This is a genomic window from Paracoccus luteus, from assembly GCF_004522155.1.
Classification (GTDB): domain Bacteria; phylum Pseudomonadota; class Alphaproteobacteria; order Rhodobacterales; family Rhodobacteraceae; genus Paracoccus; species Paracoccus luteus.
In genome coordinates this window covers 82,545-98,484 of sequence record NZ_SDEA01000008.1, presented here as the reverse complement: position 1 = coordinate 98,484, position 15,940 = coordinate 82,545, and the positions used below count along the sequence as shown (strand labels likewise).

The following is a 15,940-nucleotide window of genomic DNA, read 5'->3' as shown; positions in this document are numbered from 1 at the left end:
CAAGCGCCCGTGATGGGCGCGGGCGGCGCGCGGGACGGTTCCCCGGCCCGCGTTGCTACAGCCCGGCCTCGGCCGCCACCTGCGAGGCGGACTTGCGCCCGCGTTCCGTCGCGGATTTCAGCTGCCCGCAGGCGGCCATGATGTCCTCGCCCCGCGGCGTGCGGATGGGCGAGGCATAGCCCGCCTTGTAGATGATGTCGGCGAACGCCTCGATCCGGTCCCACGACGACCGCTTGTAGGGGGTGCCGGGCCATTCGTTGAACGGGATCAGGTTGATCTTGGCGGGGATGCCGCGGATCAGGCGGATCAGGCGGCGGGCGTCGTCGTCGCTGTCGTTCACGCCGTCCAGCATGACGTATTCAAAGGTGATCCGCTCGCTGTTGGACAGCCGCGGATAGTCGCGCAGTGCGCCCAGCAGCTCGTCGATGTTCCATTTCTTGTTGATCGGCACCAGCCGGTCGCGCACCGCGTCGGTGGTCGCGTGGAACGACACGGCCAGCTGGCAGCCGATTTCCCGGGCGGTCTTGGCGATCTCGGGGACCACGCCCGAGGTGGACAGGGTGATGCGCCGGCGCGACAGGCTGAGCCCCTCGTTGTCCATCACCACCTTCATCGCGTCGCGCACGTTGTCGAAGTTGTACAGCGGCTCGCCCATGCCCATCAGCACCAGATTGCTGACCAGCCGGGTCTCGTCCTTGGGCGCGCCGGGTTCGGGCCATTCGCCCAGATCGTCGCGGGCGACCATCAGCTGGCCCACGATTTCCCCGGCGGTCAGGTTGCGCACCAGCTTCTGCGTGCCGGTGTGGCAGAACGAACAGGTCAGCGTGCAGCCGACCTGAGAGCTGACGCACAGCGTGCCGCGGCTGTCCTCGGGGATATAGACGGTCTCGACCTCGTGCCCGCCGGCGATGCGCAGCAGGTATTTGCGGGTGCCGTCCTCGCTGACCTGGCGGGTCACGATCTCGGGGATGGCGATCTCGAAGCGGTCCGCCAGAAAGGCGCGGTAATCCTTGGCAAGGTTGGTCATCTGCGCGAAATCGCGCACGCCCCAGTGATAGACCCACTGCCAGATCTGGCCGACGCGCATCTTGGCCTGCCGCTCGGGCGTCCCGGCGGCGATCAGGGCGGCGCGCAGCCCCTCGCGGGTCAGCCCGATGATGTTGATCCGGTCCGCGGCGACCGGCTTGCGCGGGATCGTCAGCACGTCCTGGGTGATCGGCGCCTGTGCCGTCGGCGTCGGCGACGACGAGGCGGGCGCGGCGTCGGGTCGGTTCGCGGGGGCGGCAGGCGGGGTCATGGGCAATCCGTCCGGGTCAGCAGGAAAAAGGCAGGGCCGCCCCGATCTGGGGCGGCCCATGTCATAGCACAAGACCCCGCCGCAGGGCAGGCCCCGGACGCAAGGCTTACTTGCAGGTTTCGCGCGCCGTGTTGGTCATCGCGGTGATCCCCGCCAGCGAGAACGTGTCGGCCGTGCGCGTCCCGCGCGAGGACCGGCCGGTGACGACTGCGTTCGACCCGGCGCGCAGCGCGCCGATCAGCTTGGCATCCTCGTCCGGGGAACCCGTCCAGGCGCTTTCGCCCTCGGTGAACAGCTTGAACTTGGTGCCGCCGACATCGACCTCGACCGTGCTGTCGGGGGCAAAGGGATAGCCGCCCTGGAACGACACCTCGCCGTTCTGGCCGGGGCGATAGGCGATATACAGCCGGATGTCGCTGCGCGTCACCTCGCGCGGGTTGCCCTCGGCGTCGGTGTTGCGGGTGGATTTGGGCGGCGACACGGCCCAGCATTCCTTGGGGGCGTCCCCGCCGAACGCGGTCCAGTCCCCCTCGCTGCCCAGCACCTTGGGTTCGGCCGCCAGCGCGGGCGAGGCCAGCGCCGCCAGCGTCGCCGCCGCGATGCCCAGCTTGCGGATCGAATGGATGGTCATGCTCTGCCTCCTGCCCCGTCTGATTGCGGGTGTCGCGTCTGGTGATGGTCTTTTCAGCCGTCTGCGGCGAAGATAAGCGAAAAGTCCCGCGGGGCAAAAGACCCGCAGGCGGGAAATCGCGCGAATGTCAAAGGAAAACCGGATGGCGGCGGCGGATCTGATCGAGTTGTGGCGGGGCGGCCTGCTGGAAAGCGTGCATCGCGGGCATGTCGCGGTCTGCGACGCGTCGGGCGTCGTGCAAAGCTGGGGCGACCCCGATGCGGTGATCTTTCCGCGGTCGTCGTGCAAGATGATCCAGGCGCTGCCGCTGGTCGAAAGCGGGGCTGCCGACGCCGCCGGGCTGTCTCCGCAGCATCTGGCGCTGGCCTGCGCCAGCCATCAGGGCGCGGCCGACCACGTCGGCCGGGTGGGCGACTGGCTGGCCGCGCTGGGCCTGGCCGAGCCTGACCTGCGCTGCGGCGCCCACATGCCGAACGACCGGGCCGAGGCCAGGCGGCTGACCTGTTCCGACACCGCCCCCTGCCAGCTGCACAACAACTGTTCGGGCAAGCACGCGGGCTTCCTGACCCTGACCCGGCATCTGGGGGCGGGGCCGGAATATCACGAACTGGACCATCCCGTGCAGCGGGCCGTGCTGGCCGCGACCGAAGAGGTGACGGGCGCGCCCGTTGCCGGCCACGGCATCGACGGCTGCTCGGCCCCGAACTTTGCCACCACCGTCGCCGGTCTGGCCCGCGCGATGGCCGCGTTCGCCAACCCCGGCGCGGGCCTGCGGGGCCGGGCGATGACGCGGCTGGTCCACGCGATGGGCGCGCATCCCGAGCTGGTCGCGGGCGAGGGGCGGGCCTGCACCGCCCTGATGCGCGCGATGGGCGGGCGCGTCGCCGTCAAGACCGGGGCCGAGGCGGTGTTCGTCGCCATCGCCCCCGACCGCGGCCTGGGGGTCGCGCTGAAGGTGGCGGACGGCGGCACCCGCGGGTCCGAGGCGGCGATCACGGCCCTGCTGGTCCGCCTGGGGCTGCTGGACGCCGGGCATCCGGTGGTCGCGCAATACCTGACCGGGCCGATCCGCAACTGGCGCGGCACCGCCGTCGCCGAACTGCGGCAGTCGGCCGGTTTCGCGACCTGACGGGGCGGACGGGCAGGGTCACGCGGGCGCGGTTTTGGCGATCCAGCCGTGCGCCGATCACGTCCTCGGGCGGGGCGCGCCCGATTTTGGCGCCGCGTCAGCCGTGCCGGATTGTGGCAGCCCCACGCGCACGGCTTCGGCCGTCACGGCGCCGCCCTAGATCATCTGCCACAGCAGCCGCAGCGCCAGCGCGGTCGAGGTCACGACCAGCAGCGGCTTGATCACCCGCGCGCCGATGCGCATCGCCACCCGCGACCCGGCCCACGCGCCCGCCATCTGCGCCGCGCCCATGACCAGCCCGACCAGCCACAGCGGCTGCCCGGTCAGCGCGAATGCCGTCAGCCCGCCCATGTTGGACGCCAGGTTCAACAGCTTTGTGTGCGCGGTCGCGCGCAGGATGCCGAAACCCGCCAGCATCACGAACGACAGCATATAGAACGCCCCGGCCCCAGGCCCGATCAGCCCGTCATAGAACGCGACGACCGGCACCGCGGTCAGCGCGAACGCGCCCCGCGACAGCCGCGCCGCCCGGTCGGTGTCGTCAAGGCCGGGTTTCAGCGCAAAGAACAGCGCGATGGCGACCAGCACGACGGGCAGGATGACGCGCAGCGCGCCGGTGGGGATCGCCGACACCATCAGCGCGCCCGCCACACCCCCGCAGAACGCCAGCGCCGCGACCGGCAGCTGCGCGCGCAGGTCCACCAGCCCGCTGCGGGCATAGCTGGCGGCGGCGGTCGCCGCGCCGAAACTGCCCTGCACCTTGTTGGTGGCCAGCGCCTGATCGGGCGGCATTCCCGCCAGCATCAGCGCGGGCACGGTGATCAGCCCGCCGCCGCCTGCGATGGAATCGACGAACCCCGCGACAGCCGCGGCGGCGACCAGCAGGGCCACGATCTCGGCCGTCAGCATGACGGGGCCGCCGCGATCGGCGCGCAAGGGGGCAGGGGGCCGGAACGGCGCGGCATCGGGGCGATCCTGGGGGCCGAAACGCGCGGCCGGCGGGCGAAAGGGGTCAGTTCAGCCCGTGCTGCAACGGATAGCGGCCGTCGTCGAACTCGCCGAACATGCCGATCAGCTCGGGGTGTTCCAGCGGCTCGCCCGAGGGGTCGGCGACCAGATTCTGTTCGGACACATAGGCGACGTAATAGGTCGCCTCGGTTTCGGCATACAGGTGGTAATAGGGCTGGTCCCTTGACGGGCGGCAATCCTCGGGGATGGACAGATACCATTCCTCGGTGTTGGAAAACACCGCGTCCACGTCGAAGATGACGCCGCGGAAGGGATGCTGCCGATGGCGGACCACCTGCCCGATGTTGTATTTCGCCTGTCGCATCCCGCACGCCCTGCATCCGTGTTGGCCCGGTAAATAGGGCAGTCCCGACCAAAAGTCTATCGGCGAGCGTGTCCTGATCCGCCGATCACTCAACCTTGAGGCAGAATCCTCGGCCTGATCGCCGCCCTAGTCGTGCGCGTCGCCCGCGCCCGGCGCGACCGGCCGCGGCCCCGCGTCGCTCAGCCACCAGATGCCGCCGTCCGCATCCAGCCGCACGGCGCTGACCGGCCCGCCATAGGCGGCGCCGGTGTCCAGGTTCAGCCGGTTGCCGAAATGCGTCGGATGGCGCACGGGCGTGTGGCCGTGGACGACCAGGACGCCGTGGTCGCGCGCATCCTGCGCAAAGGGCTTGCGGATCCACAGCAGGTCGTCCTGGACCTGGTCGCGCAGATCGACGCCCGGACGCAGGCCTGCATGAACGAACAGCGCCAGCGGCGTCAGGTGCCACGCGGGCAGGCTGTCCAGCCAGCGGACGTGATGGTCGGGCACGCGGGCCAGCGCCTCGGCGTGGACCGAGGCCACCTCACGCTCATACGCGTCGGCGATGCCATAGGACGCCAGCGTGCCGGCCGCGCCCATGTTGTCGTGGGCGATCCAGGGGCGGCCCGACTTGATCCCCGGATCGACGTAACCGGGGTCGCGCAGGAACTGCGGCAGCATGCGGTCGTGGTTGCCCTTGATGACCAGCCAGTTGCGGCCCCGGGTCTGCCCCTCGATCAGGTAATCGACGACGCCGCGGGAATCGGGCCCGCGGTCCACCAGATCGCCGACATGGACGATGGTCGCATCCTCGCCGCCGTCGTCCGCGATGCGGCGATGAACCTGCCGCAGCAGGTCAAGGTGGCCGTGGATGTCGCCGACGGCATAGATCCGCATGGCGTGCCCCCGCGCTGGAACCCCCGGCAGATTGGGCGGGGGGTCGGGGCGTTGTCCAGCCGTCACAGCTGAAAGCGCAGCGGCCGCACCTGTTCGAACTTGCCCGTCGCCAGCAGCGCGTTGCGCACGTCCTCGCGCAGCGGCTCGTCCAGATAGGTGATGGCGATGGCGTCGCCGCCGTTGGCCGCGCGCCCCAGGGTAAAGTTCGCCATGTTGACGCCCATGCCCCCCAGCGTGACGCCCAGCGTGCCGATGACGCCGGGCACGTCACGGTTGCGGGTATACATCATGTGCTCGCCGATCTCGGCATCGACGTTGATGCCGCGGATCTGGATAAAGCGCGGCTTGTGATCGCTGAAGACCGTGCCGGCGATGGACCGCTCGCGGTCGCCGGTGACCATCGTCACCTTGACATAGCCGTCATAGACGCCGGACTTGTCCTGCGTGGTGGTGGCGATCTGGATGCCGCGTTCCTTGGCGACCACGGGGGCGGACACCATGTTCACGTCCGGGTTCGCCGCCTTCATCACGCCCGCGATCACGGCCGCGTTCAGCGCGTTCAGGTTCATGGTGGACGCGACGCCGTCATAAAGGATGTTGACGGCCTTGATCGGCTCGTCCGTCATCTGGCCGACAAAGCTGCCCAGATGGCCGGCCAGCTTGATCCACGGCCCCATGACCAGCGCCTCTTCGGCGGTCACGCTGGGCATGTTCAGGGCGTTCTGCACGGCCCCGGTCAGCAGGTAATCCGACATCTGCTCGGCCACCTGCAGGGCCACGTTCTCCTGCGCCTCGCTGGTCGATGCGCCCAGATGCGGGGTCACGACGACATTGGGCAGGTTGAACAGCGGGCTGCTGGTGGCCGGCTCCTCGGCAAAGACGTCCAGCGCCGCGCCCGCGACGTGGCCCGATTTCAGCATCTCGGCTAGCGCCGCCTCGTCGATCAGGCCGCCGCGCGCGGCGTTGACGATACGGACGCCGGGCTTGGTCTTGGCCAGGCTTTCCGCCGACAGGATGTTGCGGGTCTTGTCGGTCAGCGGCACGTGCAGGGTGATGAAATCGGCGCGGCGCAGCAGCTCGTCCAGATCGACCTTGGTGACGCCGATTTCCTTTGCGCGGTCCTCGGACAGGAAGGGGTCATAGGCCACGACCTTCATGTGCAGCCCCAGCGCCCGGTTCGCGACGATCGACCCGATGTTGCCCGCCCCGATCAGGCCCAGCGTCTTGTTGAACAGCTCGACCCCCATGAAGCGGTTCTTTTCCCACTTGCCGGCATGGGTGCTGAACGACGCCTCGGGCAGCTGCCGGGCGACCGCGAACATCAGCGCGATGGCGTGTTCGGCGGTGGTGACGCTGTTGCCAAAGGGCGTGTTCATCACGATCACGCCCTTTTTCGACGCGGCCGGAATGTCCACGTTGTCGACGCCGATCCCGGCGCGGCCGATGACCTTCAGCCGCGTGGCTTTCTCCAGCAGCTTCTCGGTGGCCTTGGTGGCCGACCGGATCGCCAGACCGTCATAGTTGCCGATGATCTCGGCCAGCTTTTCCTTGTCCTTGCCCAGATCGGGCAGATAATCGACCTCGACCCCGCGGTCGCGGAAGATCTGGACGGCGGTTTCGCTCAGCGCGTCGGAAACCAGAACCTTGGGTGCCATTCGCCTTATCCTCGTGATGGGGCAGCGCGCGGCGGTCCGCCAGCGCCTGCATCGTCTTTGGTGTTGAAATATCCCGGGGTCCGGGGGCAGCGCCCCCGGGCGCAGTCAGCCCTGCGCTGCGATTTCCTGCTGGAACGCCCAGTCGATCCACGGCATCAGGGCCGCGACATCGGCGGTTTCCACCGTCGATCCGCACCAGATCCGCAGCCCGGCCGGTGCATCGCGATAGGCGCCGATGTCATAGGCGACGCCCTCCTTCTCCAGCCGCTTGGCCACGGCCTTGGCGAAGGCCGCGGCGTCCTTGATGCGCGGATCGGTAAAGCGCAGGCAGACCGAGGTGTTCGACGCCGTGGCGGGGTCCGCCGCCAGGTTCTCGATCCAGTCGCGGGCGTCCACGAACTCGGCCACGGTGCGGGCGTTGGCCTGCGACCGGGCGATCAGCCCGTCCAGCCCGCCCACCGACTGCGCCCATTCCAGCGCGACGATGTAATCCTCGACGCACAGCATGGACGGCGTGTTGATCGTCTCGCCCTTGAAGATGCCCTCGATCAGCTTGCCGCCCTTGGTCAGGCGAAAGATCTTGGGCAGCGGGCGGTCGGGGACATAGCTTTCCAGCCGGGCGACAGCGCGCGGCGACAGGATCAGCACGCCATGCGCGCCCTCGCCGCCCAATGCTTTCTGCCAGCTGAAGGTCACCACATCCAGCCGGTCCCAAGGCAGGTCCATCGCGAACGCGGCGCTGGTCGCGTCGCAGATCGTCAGCCCGGCGCGGTCGGCGGGGATGGCGTCGCCGTTCGGCAGGCAGACGCCGCTGGTCGTGCCGTTCCAGGTGAACACGACGTCGCGGTCGAAATCGACCTGCGCCAGATCGACGATGTGGCCATAGTCGGCCTTGCGCACGGTCGCGTCCAGCTTCAGCTGCTTGACGGCGTCGGTGACCCAGCCCTCGCCAAAACTTTCCCAGGCGAGCATTTCCACCGGGCGTTCGCCCAGCATCGTCCACATCGCCATTTCCACGGCGCCGGTGTCGGACCCCGGCACGATGCCGATGCGGTAATCGGCGGGAACGCCCAGCACCTCGCGCGTCAGGTCGATGGCGCGGGCCAGCCTGGACTTGCCGATGGCGGCGCGATGCGAACGGCCCAGGGGCGCGTCGGCAAGCAGGTCCAGCGAATAATGGGGGATCTTGGCGCAGGGGCCAGAGGAAAAACGCGGATTGGCCGGCCGCGTTGCCGGGGTCGTCGTGTCGAGCATGGTTAGCCTTCCAGCTAAAAAGCACCGCGTTGGGGCGGTGTGTCCCGCTGACCGGCGTAATCGGCCGCGCGATTCGCCGCAAGCGCGAAATCGCGGCGGCGCCCGGCTGGCGGGCGGGCGCGTTTGCCCTTATGCGGGCGGCGACATCTGTCGGGGGTTTTCATGTTTACCGTCAGCATCCTTGCCGCGCCGGGCCGCGCAGACCTGGACGACGACAGCGTCACCGCGCTGCAACGCCGCTGGGACGGCGGTCACGCGCTGTGGCTGGACCCCTCGATCGCGGCCGAGTTTCCGGTGGCGGACCGCCCCGCCGACTTTGACGCCGTTCAGGCGGAACTGGACGCGCGCGGCATCGACGTGGCGGTCCAGCCGACCGCCAACCGGCGCAAGGCGGTGCTGCTGGCGGACATGGATTCGACCATGATCGACCAGGAGTGCATCGACGAGCTGGCCGCCGTCGCAGGCTTTGGCCCGCTGGTCGCGGCGATCACCGCCCGCGCCATGAACGGCGAGCTGAACTTTCACGAGGCGCTGGTCGCCCGCGTGGCGGTGCTGGAAGGGCTGCCGGAGTCGGTCGTGGCCGAGGTTCTGGAAACCCGCATCACGCTGGCCCGCGGCGGCGCGACGCTGGTCGCCACGATGAAGGCGCAGGGCGCGTGGACCGCGCTGGTGTCCGGCGGCTTCACCGATTTCACCGGGCCGGTCGCCGACCGGCTGGGGTTCGACGAACAGCGCGCCAACGTGCTGCTGTCCGACGGCGCGGGGCGGCTGACCGGCCGCGTGGCGCTGCCGATCCTGGGACGCGAGGCCAAGGTGGACGCGCTGAACGACATCGTCGCGCGCCGCGGGCTGACCGCCGCCGACGTGCTGGCGGTGGGCGACGGCGCGAACGACCTGGGCATGCTGCAGCTGGCGGGCGCGGGCGTGGCGCTGCATGCCAAACCCGTGGTCGCGGCGCAGGCCCCGATCCGCATCAACCACGGCGACCTGACCGCGCTGCTGTATCTGCAGGGCTATGGCGCGGATGAGTTCGTCGCGGGCTGAGAGACCGGGAGGAGGCGGCGCGCAAGCGGGCAGGACCGGCCAGGCGCGCCTGCCGCCGAGCCGGTCGCGGCGATGGGGGCGTCGGTGAGCCTGCCGCCTGCAGCGATCAGGGCGTCGGTGAACCCGCGCCGGGCTGGCCGCGGCGACAGGCGTGAGCGAACCCGCGATGACTGGCTGGGGCGATCAGGGCATCGCCGCACCTGCGCCGGGCTGGCCGAGGCGATCAGGGCGTTGGTGAGCCTGTCGCCGGACTGGCAGAGGCGATCGGGATATTGGCAAACCCGCGCCGCGATGGAGGCATCGGTGAACCCGCGCCGGACTGGCCCAGGCGATCAGCGCGTTGGTGAACCCGCGCCGGGAGGCGTCGGCGAACCTGCCGCCGGGTTGGCGGTGGCGATCACCGCCTCGGCCAATCTGCCGCCAAGGCCCCGCCATTAGGGGCACAGCGCCGCAACCGTTTCCGCCGCCGGCCGCGCGACCGCCTGCGCGGCCCCCGTGCCCGCCCAATGCGGGCCAAAGCCGGTGTGACCCGCCGCCAGCGCCGCCGCGTTCAGCGCCTTGCCCGCGTCATAGGTCATCGGATAGCCCGCCCCGGCGCCGCCCAGCTGGGTGAAGTCGTTGACGCAGGCCCGTGCCGGCCGCCCGGATATGGCGGCGGTCATCACCGTCTCGCCCACAGCCAGCGCGTCGCGGTGGGGCTGCGGGGTCGCGGCCTCGGGGGCGCGCAGAAAGGCCGTGCCGCATTGCACCGCCGCCGCCCCCGCCGCCAGCGCCGCGCGGGTGTCCGACGCCTGCATGATCGCCCCCGCCGCGATCACCGGCAGGCCAAGGGGAACCAGCCGCGCCACCAGATCCAGCGTGTCCAGCCGCTCGTCGGGGCCGTCGGGGTCGAAGATGCCGCGGTGCCCGCCCGCCTGCCAGCCCTGCGCGACGATGGCGTCCAGCCCCGCGTCCGCAATCGCCTGCGCCTCGGCCGGGCCTGTTGCGGTCGCCGCCAGCAGCGCGCCCGTTTCGCGCAGGGCCGCGATCTGGTCCGGCCGGGGCAGGCCAAAGTGAAAGCTGACCAGCCGCGGGCGCGCCGCCACGACGGCCGCCAGCATCGCGTCGTCCTGCAGAAAGCTGAGGTAGATCTCGCGCAGCGATGCGGGGGGCTGCGCGCCGAACCGGGTGAAATGCGGGGCAAGGCGGTCGAGCCACGCGGCCTCTCGCACCGGGTCGCGGACGGGCGGGCGGTGGCAGAACAGATTGACGCCCCAGGCGCGGCCGGTCAGCGCGGCCGTCTCGGCCATCGCCTGCGCCGCCTGCTGCGGCGTCATGGCGGCCAGCCCCAGATTGCCCAGCCCGCCCGCGTTCGACACCGCCGCCGCAAGGGCGGGGGTCGACGTGCCCGCCATCGGCGCCTGCAGCACCGGGCAGCGCAGTCCAAGGGCGGCGATCAGGTCGGTCATGGCGTATCCCCCTGCTTTCGGCGCAACGTCGCAGAAGGCGATGCCGGTTGCGAGGGCAGAGTGGGACGGCGCGCAGCCGCCGCTTGCCGGGCGGACCCGTCGGCGCGGGCGGCGCCGGACCGCGCGGTTGCGCCTTACTCACAGCAGCCCCTGCGCCCGAAAGCTCAGGTCGCGGCTTTTCCCGATGATCAGGTGGTCGTGGATGACGATGCCCATCGTCGCCGCCGCCGCCACGATCTGCGCGGTCATGGCGATGTCGGGCTGGCTGGGCGTCGGGTCGCCCGAGGGGTGGTTGTGGACAAGGATCATTGCGCTGGCGTTCAGCTCGAGCGCGCGGCGCACGATCTCTCGCGGATAGACGGGGACGTGATCGACGGTGCCGCGGGCCTGTTCCTCGTCCGCGATCAGGACGTTCTTGCGGTCCAGATACAGCACGCGGAACTGTTCGATGGCGGCGTGGGCCATCGCCGTGTGGCAGTAATCGACCAGCGCGTCCCAGCTGGTCAGAACCGGGCGGTTGATGACGCGCGACCGCGCCAGCCGCTGCGCCGCCGCCTCAACGATCTTCAGCTCGGTCACGACCGCCTGTCCGACGCCCTCGACCTGCATCAGCCGCGCAGGTTCGGCCGACAGCACGCGGTTGAAATCGCCGAAACGGTCCAGCAGGCGGCGGGCCAGCGGCTTCATGTCCATGCGCGGCACGGCGCGGAACAGCACCAGCTCCAGCAGCTCGTAATCCGGCATCGCCGCGGCCCCGCCCTGCAGGAAACGGTCGCGCAGGCGGGCGCGGTGGTCGGCCACATAGCTGGGCGCCCGGCCCGCCCGCGGGGGACGGGCCGGGACCGTCACCTCGACCACGTCGTCGTCGGCCGGAGCAAAACCGAAAAGCGAGGGCGAGGCTTCGTGAAAGGCGTGATTCCCGGACATGAGGCCAGCGTGGCACGGCCGGGTTAAGGGGCGGTTAACGGCGGCCGGGCGCGAACCCCGGCCCCGCGCAGGGGGTCAGCCCCCCAGCCCGTCCCAGAAGCTTTTGATCTTGGTAAAGAAATTGTCGGTCTGCGGGTTGTTGTCGGCCTGGATCGCCTCGAACTCGCGCAGCAGGTCTTTCTGCCGCGCGGTCAGGTTCACCGGCGTCTCGACCGTCAGTTCGATCAGCATGTCGCCCGGCTCTCCGTTCAGGCCGGCGCCGTGGCGCAGCGGCGGCATGCCCTTGCCGCGCAGGCGCATCTGGCGGCCCGTCTGGCTGCCCGGCGGCACCTTGACGCGCGACCGGCCGCCGTCGATCGTCGGCACCTCGACCTCGCCGCCCAGTGCGGCGGTGGCCATGCCGACCGGCACCTGGCAGGCCAGCGTGCGGCCGTCGCGGATAAAGATCGCGTGCTCGGCCACCTCGACGAAGATATACAGATCGCCCGCCGGGCCGCCGCGCATCCCGGCCTCGCCCTCGCCGGCCAGCCGGATGCGGGTGCCCGTCTCGACCCCCGCGGGGATCGTCACCGACAGGCTGCGGTCCTGTTCGATGCGCCCTGCGCCGTGGCAGGATTTGCAGGGGTTCTTGACGATCTGGCCCTGGCCGTTGCAGGTCGGGCAGGTGCGCTCGACGGTGAAGAAGCCCTGGCTTGCGCGCACCTTGCCCATGCCGGAACAGGTCGGGCAGCTTGTCGGCTCGACCGCGCCCTCGGCGCCGGTGCCGTTGCATTCGCCGCAGGCGACCGATCCGGGGACCGTGATCGTCTTGTCCAGCCCCTGATAGGCATCCTCGAGCGAGACCCGCAGGTTATAGCGCAGATCCTGCCCGCGCGTCGCCCGCGCCCGCCCGCCGCCATTGGCGCGCGCGCCGACGAAATCGCCGAACAGATCCTCGAACATGTCGGAAAACGCCGCGCCGAAATCGCCCTGCGGCTGGCGGCCAAAGCCCCCCATGCCGCCCATGCCGCCATCGAACGCGGCATGGCCAAAGCGGTCATAGGCGGCGCGGCGCTGCGGATCCTTGAGGCATTCATAGGCCTCGTTCACTTCCTTGAACGATGCCTCGGACTTCTTGCAGTCCTGGTTGCGGTCAGGGTGCAGTTCCTTGGCCTTGGCGCGATAGGCCTTCTTGATCTCGTCCGCGGTCGCTGCGCGCGCGCAACCCAGAACATCATAGAAATCGCGTTTTGCCATAGGGGTCTCGGTGTCCGTATCGGCGCGACTGGCGCCCTGACAGAAAGACCGGCCCACGCACGCGCGGGCCGGTCGCAGCGAGGCAGGCGCTTACTTGCGCTTGTCTTCGCCCAGGTCTTCGAAGTCCGCGTCGACGATGTTCTCGTCCACGTCGCGCGGCGCGTCGGTGTCGCGGTCGTCGGCGTCGCCGCCCGACTGCCCGGCCTTGTAGATCGCCTCGCCCAGCCGCATGGACGCGTCCATCAGGTTCTGGATGCCGCCCTTGATCTTGCCGGCGTCCTCGGACTTGAGGCTTTCCTCAAGTGCGCCGACGGCCAGTTCGATCGCCTCGACGGTCGAGCTGTCGACCTTGTCGCCATGCTCGTCCAGCGACTTGCGGGTCGAATGGATCAGGCTTTCGGCCTGGTTGCGCGTCTCGACCAGATCGCGGCGGGACTTGTCGGCCTCGGCGTTGGTCTCGGCGTCGCGGACCATCTTCTCGATGTCCTCGTCCGACAGGCCGCCCGACGCCTGGATCGTGATGTTCTGGGTCTTGCCGGTGCCCTTGTCCTTGGCGCTGACCGACACGATGCCGTTGGCGTCGATGTCGAACGTCACCTCGATCTGGGGCAGGCCGCGGGGCGCCGGGGGGATGTCCTCGAGGTTGAACTGGCCCAGCATCTTGTTGTCCGCGGCCATCTCGCGTTCGCCCTGGAACACCCGGATCGTCACGGCGTTCTGGTTGTCCTCGGCGGTCGAGAAGACCTGCGACTTCTTGGTCGGGATCGTGGTGTTGCGGTCGATCAGGCGGGTGAACACGCCACCCAGCGTCTCGATGCCAAGGGACAGCGGCGTCACGTCCAGCAGCACGACGTCCTTGACGTCACCCTGCAGCACGCCGGCCTGAACGGCGGCACCCAGCGCCACCACCTCGTCGGGGTTGACGCCCTTGTGGGGCTCCTTGCCAAAGAAGGCGGTCACTTCCTCGATGACCTTGGGCATGCGGGTCATGCCGCCGACCAGCACCACCTCGTCGATGTCGCCCTTGGCCAGCCCGGCGTCCTTCAGCGCGGCTTGGCACGGCTTCAGCGTGGCCTTGATCAGGTCGCCAACCAGGCTTTCCAGCTTGGCGCGGGTCAGCTTCATGACCATGTGCAGCGGCGTGCCGCTGTTCTTGTCCATGCTGATGAACGGCTGGTTGATCTCGGTCTGGCTGGACGACGACAGTTCGATCTTGGCCTTTTCGGCAGCTTCTTTCAGCCGCTGCAGGGCCATCTTGTCGCGGGTCAGGTCGACGCCGTGTTCCTTTTTGAACTCGTCGGCCAGATAATTGACGATCCGCATGTCAAAGTCTTCGCCGCCCAGGAACGTGTCCCCGTTGGTCGATTTCACCTCGAACAGGCCGTCGTCGATTTCCAGCACGGTGATGTCGAAGGTGCCGCCGCCAAGGTCATAGACCGCGATGGTCCGGCTTTCCTTCTTGTCCAGGCCGTAAGCCAGCGCCGCCGCGGTCGGTTCGTTGATGATCCGCAGCACGTCCAGGCCCGCGATCTTGCCCGCGTCCTTGGTCGCCTGACGCTGGGCGTCGTTGAAATACGCAGGCACCGTGATGACCGCCTGCGACACGCTTTCGCCCAGATAGGATTCGGCGGTTTCCTTCATCTTCTGAAGGATCATCGCGCTGATCTGCGCGGGGGAATATTTCTCGCCCCGGACCTCGACCCAGGCGTCGCCGTTGCCGCCGTCCACGATCTTGTAGGGGACGAGGTTGCGGTCCTTTTCCACCTCGGCGTCGGTGACGCGGCGGCCGATCAGGCGCTTGACGGCGAAGATGGTGTTTTCCGGATTGGTGACCGCCTGGCGCTTGGCCGGCTGGCCGACCAGACGTTCGCTTTCGGTGAAGGCGACGATCGAGGGCGTGGTGCGCGCCCCTTCCGAGTTCTCGATCACGCGGGGCTGGCTGCCGTCCATGATGGCGACACAGCTGTTCGTTGTCCCGAGGTCGATGCCGATGACTTTGGCCATGCGTAAACCTTTCTTGCGGCGATGGTTCGGATGCGGGTCCGTCCGCGGCCCCCGCGCCGAAATCCCGTGGCTGGTGAATGACCGGGCAGCCCCGGTCGGCTTCGCAGCGTATATAGGGTGCGGTTTTGGGGGCGCAAGCGCGCCGAACCGCAAGTTCCGGCATGGCGGGGCGATGAACAGGCGCGCGCGGGAAAGGCGGCGGTTACGGCCGGGCAGGGCGCCGTGTCGCCGCCGCGACGCGGCACCGTGCAGGAAAGACCGGGTGCCGGGGCCAGCCCCGTCAGCGCCCGGCCGACCAGCTCAGCGATGCGGCGTTGCGGGTCACGAACTCCATCATCAGCCCGATCATCAGCAGCGTCAGCCCCGCCCAGATCGGATAGGTGACCGAGCTGTGGTGCGGCGAATAGTTGATGAACATGAACCCGCGGGTCTGGTCGATGATGTGGAACAGCGGGTTCCAGTCGAACATCTCGATCAGGAAACCGGGCATCGCGTTGGCCACGAACATCTTGCCCGACGCGATCATGTTCACCCGCTGATAGATCATGGTGCCGATCTTGCCCCCTTCGGGCCACCAGGTGCGGAGGGACAGGAAGATCAGCCCCACACAGGCGCCGGTGAACCATGCAAGGATCAGCATCCCCAGCGCGCCGCGCCAGTTCTCGATCTCGACCGGGTTGATGGCCAGGTGATAGAACCCCAGGACCACGAGGACCGAGAAGATCTTGAGGTAAAGCACGCCCAATGCCTCGCCGCAGATGGTCACGGCGGTGTTCATCGGCCCGTGCTTCATGATCGCCTGGGTCGCGCCCCCGGCCATCGACACCGCCCCGGCGGTCTGCACATGGGTCATGAACATGAAGATGCCGGACATCAGATAGATCATGAAATCGCCGCGCAGGGGCGACCGCCTGACCCCCATGATCCAGAACATGGCGTAGAACCCCATGATCATCACCATCGCCTGCAGCACGGACAGCAGCAGGGCCATGACCGCGTTCCGGTGGGTCTTGCGGACGTTGTAGACCGCCTGGTGATAGATCAGGGCCAGCGTCGTGAGCGCCGCCTGGGCAAGGGTGCGGTTGCGGCGCTGGGGGGCGAACATG

The 15,940-nt window shown here is 69.2% G+C and carries 14 protein-coding genes; 2 read left to right on the top strand and 12 right to left on the bottom strand.

All coding sequences use genetic code 11. The features are described from left to right. Positions 1-55: 55 nt before the first annotated feature. Both rlmN and EPA64_RS11130 read right to left on the bottom strand, forming a co-directional pair. Positions 56-1,297, bottom strand: a complete 1,242-nt coding sequence (gene rlmN, locus EPA64_RS11135) for a dual-specificity RNA methyltransferase RlmN (RefSeq protein WP_134726429.1) — start codon at positions 1,295-1,297, stop codon at positions 56-58. Between the two features lie 106 nt (positions 1,298-1,403). After that, positions 1,404-1,928, bottom strand: a complete 525-nt coding sequence (locus tag EPA64_RS11130) for an invasion associated locus B family protein (RefSeq protein ID WP_134726428.1) — start codon at positions 1,926-1,928, stop codon at positions 1,404-1,406. Positions 1,929-2,070: 142 nt separating this feature from the next. Here EPA64_RS11130 and EPA64_RS11125 point away from each other — a divergent pair, with 142 nt between their 5' ends. Next, positions 2,071-3,057: an asparaginase gene (locus EPA64_RS11125; RefSeq protein ID WP_134726427.1), complete on the top strand. Its 987-nt coding sequence runs from the start codon at positions 2,071-2,073 to the stop codon at positions 3,055-3,057. 156 nt (positions 3,058-3,213) lie between these two features. Here EPA64_RS11125 and EPA64_RS11120 read toward each other — a convergent pair whose 3' ends face one another. The 5 genes from EPA64_RS11120 to EPA64_RS11100 form a co-directional block, all read right to left on the bottom strand. After that, positions 3,214-3,966 (bottom strand): TSUP family transporter, encoded by a 753-nt coding sequence (locus EPA64_RS11120; RefSeq protein WP_134726426.1) that lies wholly within the window; start codon positions 3,964-3,966, stop codon positions 3,214-3,216. 103 nt (positions 3,967-4,069) lie between these two features. Next, positions 4,070-4,390, bottom strand: a complete 321-nt coding sequence (hspQ, locus tag EPA64_RS11115) for a heat shock protein HspQ (protein WP_134726425.1) — start codon at positions 4,388-4,390, stop codon at positions 4,070-4,072. A gap of 126 nt (positions 4,391-4,516) precedes the next feature. Further along, the gene (locus EPA64_RS11110; protein WP_134726424.1) at positions 4,517-5,266 is read right to left on the bottom strand and encodes a metallophosphoesterase family protein; all 750 of its coding nucleotides are present in this window, start codon (positions 5,264-5,266) and stop codon (positions 4,517-4,519) included. A 62-nt stretch (positions 5,267-5,328) separates the two neighbouring features. Further along, positions 5,329-6,921 (bottom strand): phosphoglycerate dehydrogenase, encoded by a 1,593-nt coding sequence (gene serA / locus EPA64_RS11105; protein ID WP_167626656.1) that lies wholly within the window; start codon positions 6,919-6,921, stop codon positions 5,329-5,331. 105 nt (positions 6,922-7,026) lie between these two features. After that, the gene (locus EPA64_RS11100; RefSeq protein ID WP_134726422.1) at positions 7,027-8,175 is read right to left on the bottom strand and encodes a phosphoserine transaminase; all 1,149 of its coding nucleotides are present in this window, start codon (positions 8,173-8,175) and stop codon (positions 7,027-7,029) included. 162 nt (positions 8,176-8,337) lie between these two features. Between EPA64_RS11100 and serB the strand changes: the two genes are divergently transcribed. Beyond that, positions 8,338-9,219 (top strand): phosphoserine phosphatase SerB, encoded by an 882-nt coding sequence (gene serB / locus EPA64_RS11095; protein WP_134726421.1) that lies wholly within the window; start codon positions 8,338-8,340, stop codon positions 9,217-9,219. Between the two features lie 434 nt (positions 9,220-9,653). Here the strand turns inward: serB and EPA64_RS11090 are convergent, their stop codons facing one another. From EPA64_RS11090 to EPA64_RS11070, 5 genes are all read right to left on the bottom strand, one after another. Next, on the bottom strand, positions 9,654-10,667 hold the full coding sequence (locus EPA64_RS11090; RefSeq protein ID WP_134726420.1) for an NAD(P)H-dependent flavin oxidoreductase: 1,014 nt from the start codon (positions 10,665-10,667) through the stop codon (positions 9,654-9,656). Positions 10,668-10,805: 138 nt separating this feature from the next. Then, positions 10,806-11,594, bottom strand: coding sequence for a RadC family protein (gene radC, locus EPA64_RS11085; RefSeq protein ID WP_134726419.1), 789 nt, complete (start codon positions 11,592-11,594; stop codon positions 10,806-10,808). 75 nt (positions 11,595-11,669) lie between these two features. Continuing rightward, entirely contained in the window at positions 11,670-12,830 is a 1,161-nt protein-coding gene (dnaJ, locus tag EPA64_RS11080) for a molecular chaperone DnaJ (protein ID WP_134726418.1), read from the bottom strand. A 90-nt stretch (positions 12,831-12,920) separates the two neighbouring features. Then, positions 12,921-14,834, bottom strand: coding sequence for a molecular chaperone DnaK (dnaK, locus tag EPA64_RS11075; protein WP_134726417.1), 1,914 nt, complete (start codon positions 14,832-14,834; stop codon positions 12,921-12,923). 280 nt (positions 14,835-15,114) lie between these two features. Further along, positions 15,115-15,939 (bottom strand): ABC transporter permease, encoded by an 825-nt coding sequence (locus EPA64_RS11070; protein WP_134726416.1) that lies wholly within the window; start codon positions 15,937-15,939, stop codon positions 15,115-15,117. Between the last annotated feature and the right edge of the window lies 1 nt (position 15,940).

Coding starts and splice junctions, on each gene's coding strand:
- rlmN (WP_134726429.1), bottom strand. CDS start 1,297: ATGACCCCGCCTGCCGCCCCCGCGAACCGACCCGACGCCGCGCCCGCC.
- radC (WP_134726419.1), bottom strand. CDS start 11,594: ATGTCCGGGAATCACGCCTTTCACGAAGCCTCGCCCTCGCTTTTCGGT.
- serA (WP_167626656.1), bottom strand. CDS start 6,921: ATGGCACCCAAGGTTCTGGTTTCCGACGCGCTGAGCGAAACCGCCGTC.
- EPA64_RS11130 (WP_134726428.1), bottom strand. CDS start 1,928: ATGACCATCCATTCGATCCGCAAGCTGGGCATCGCGGCGGCGACGCTG.
- serB (WP_134726421.1), top strand. CDS start 8,338: ATGTTTACCGTCAGCATCCTTGCCGCGCCGGGCCGCGCAGACCTGGAC.
- EPA64_RS11120 (WP_134726426.1), bottom strand. CDS start 3,966: ATGCTGACGGCCGAGATCGTGGCCCTGCTGGTCGCCGCCGCGGCTGTC.
- EPA64_RS11070 (WP_134726416.1), bottom strand. CDS start 15,939: ATGTTCGCCCCCCAGCGCCGCAACCGCACCCTTGCCCAGGCGGCGCTC.
- EPA64_RS11125 (WP_134726427.1), top strand. CDS start 2,071: ATGGCGGCGGCGGATCTGATCGAGTTGTGGCGGGGCGGCCTGCTGGAA.
- dnaK (WP_134726417.1), bottom strand. CDS start 14,834: ATGGCCAAAGTCATCGGCATCGACCTCGGGACAACGAACAGCTGTGTC.
- EPA64_RS11100 (WP_134726422.1), bottom strand. CDS start 8,175: ATGCTCGACACGACGACCCCGGCAACGCGGCCGGCCAATCCGCGTTTT.
- dnaJ (WP_134726418.1), bottom strand. CDS start 12,830: ATGGCAAAACGCGATTTCTATGATGTTCTGGGTTGCGCGCGCGCAGCG.
- hspQ (WP_134726425.1), bottom strand. CDS start 4,390: ATGCGACAGGCGAAATACAACATCGGGCAGGTGGTCCGCCATCGGCAG.
- EPA64_RS11090 (WP_134726420.1), bottom strand. CDS start 10,667: ATGACCGACCTGATCGCCGCCCTTGGACTGCGCTGCCCGGTGCTGCAG.
- EPA64_RS11110 (WP_134726424.1), bottom strand. CDS start 5,266: ATGCGGATCTATGCCGTCGGCGACATCCACGGCCACCTTGACCTGCTG.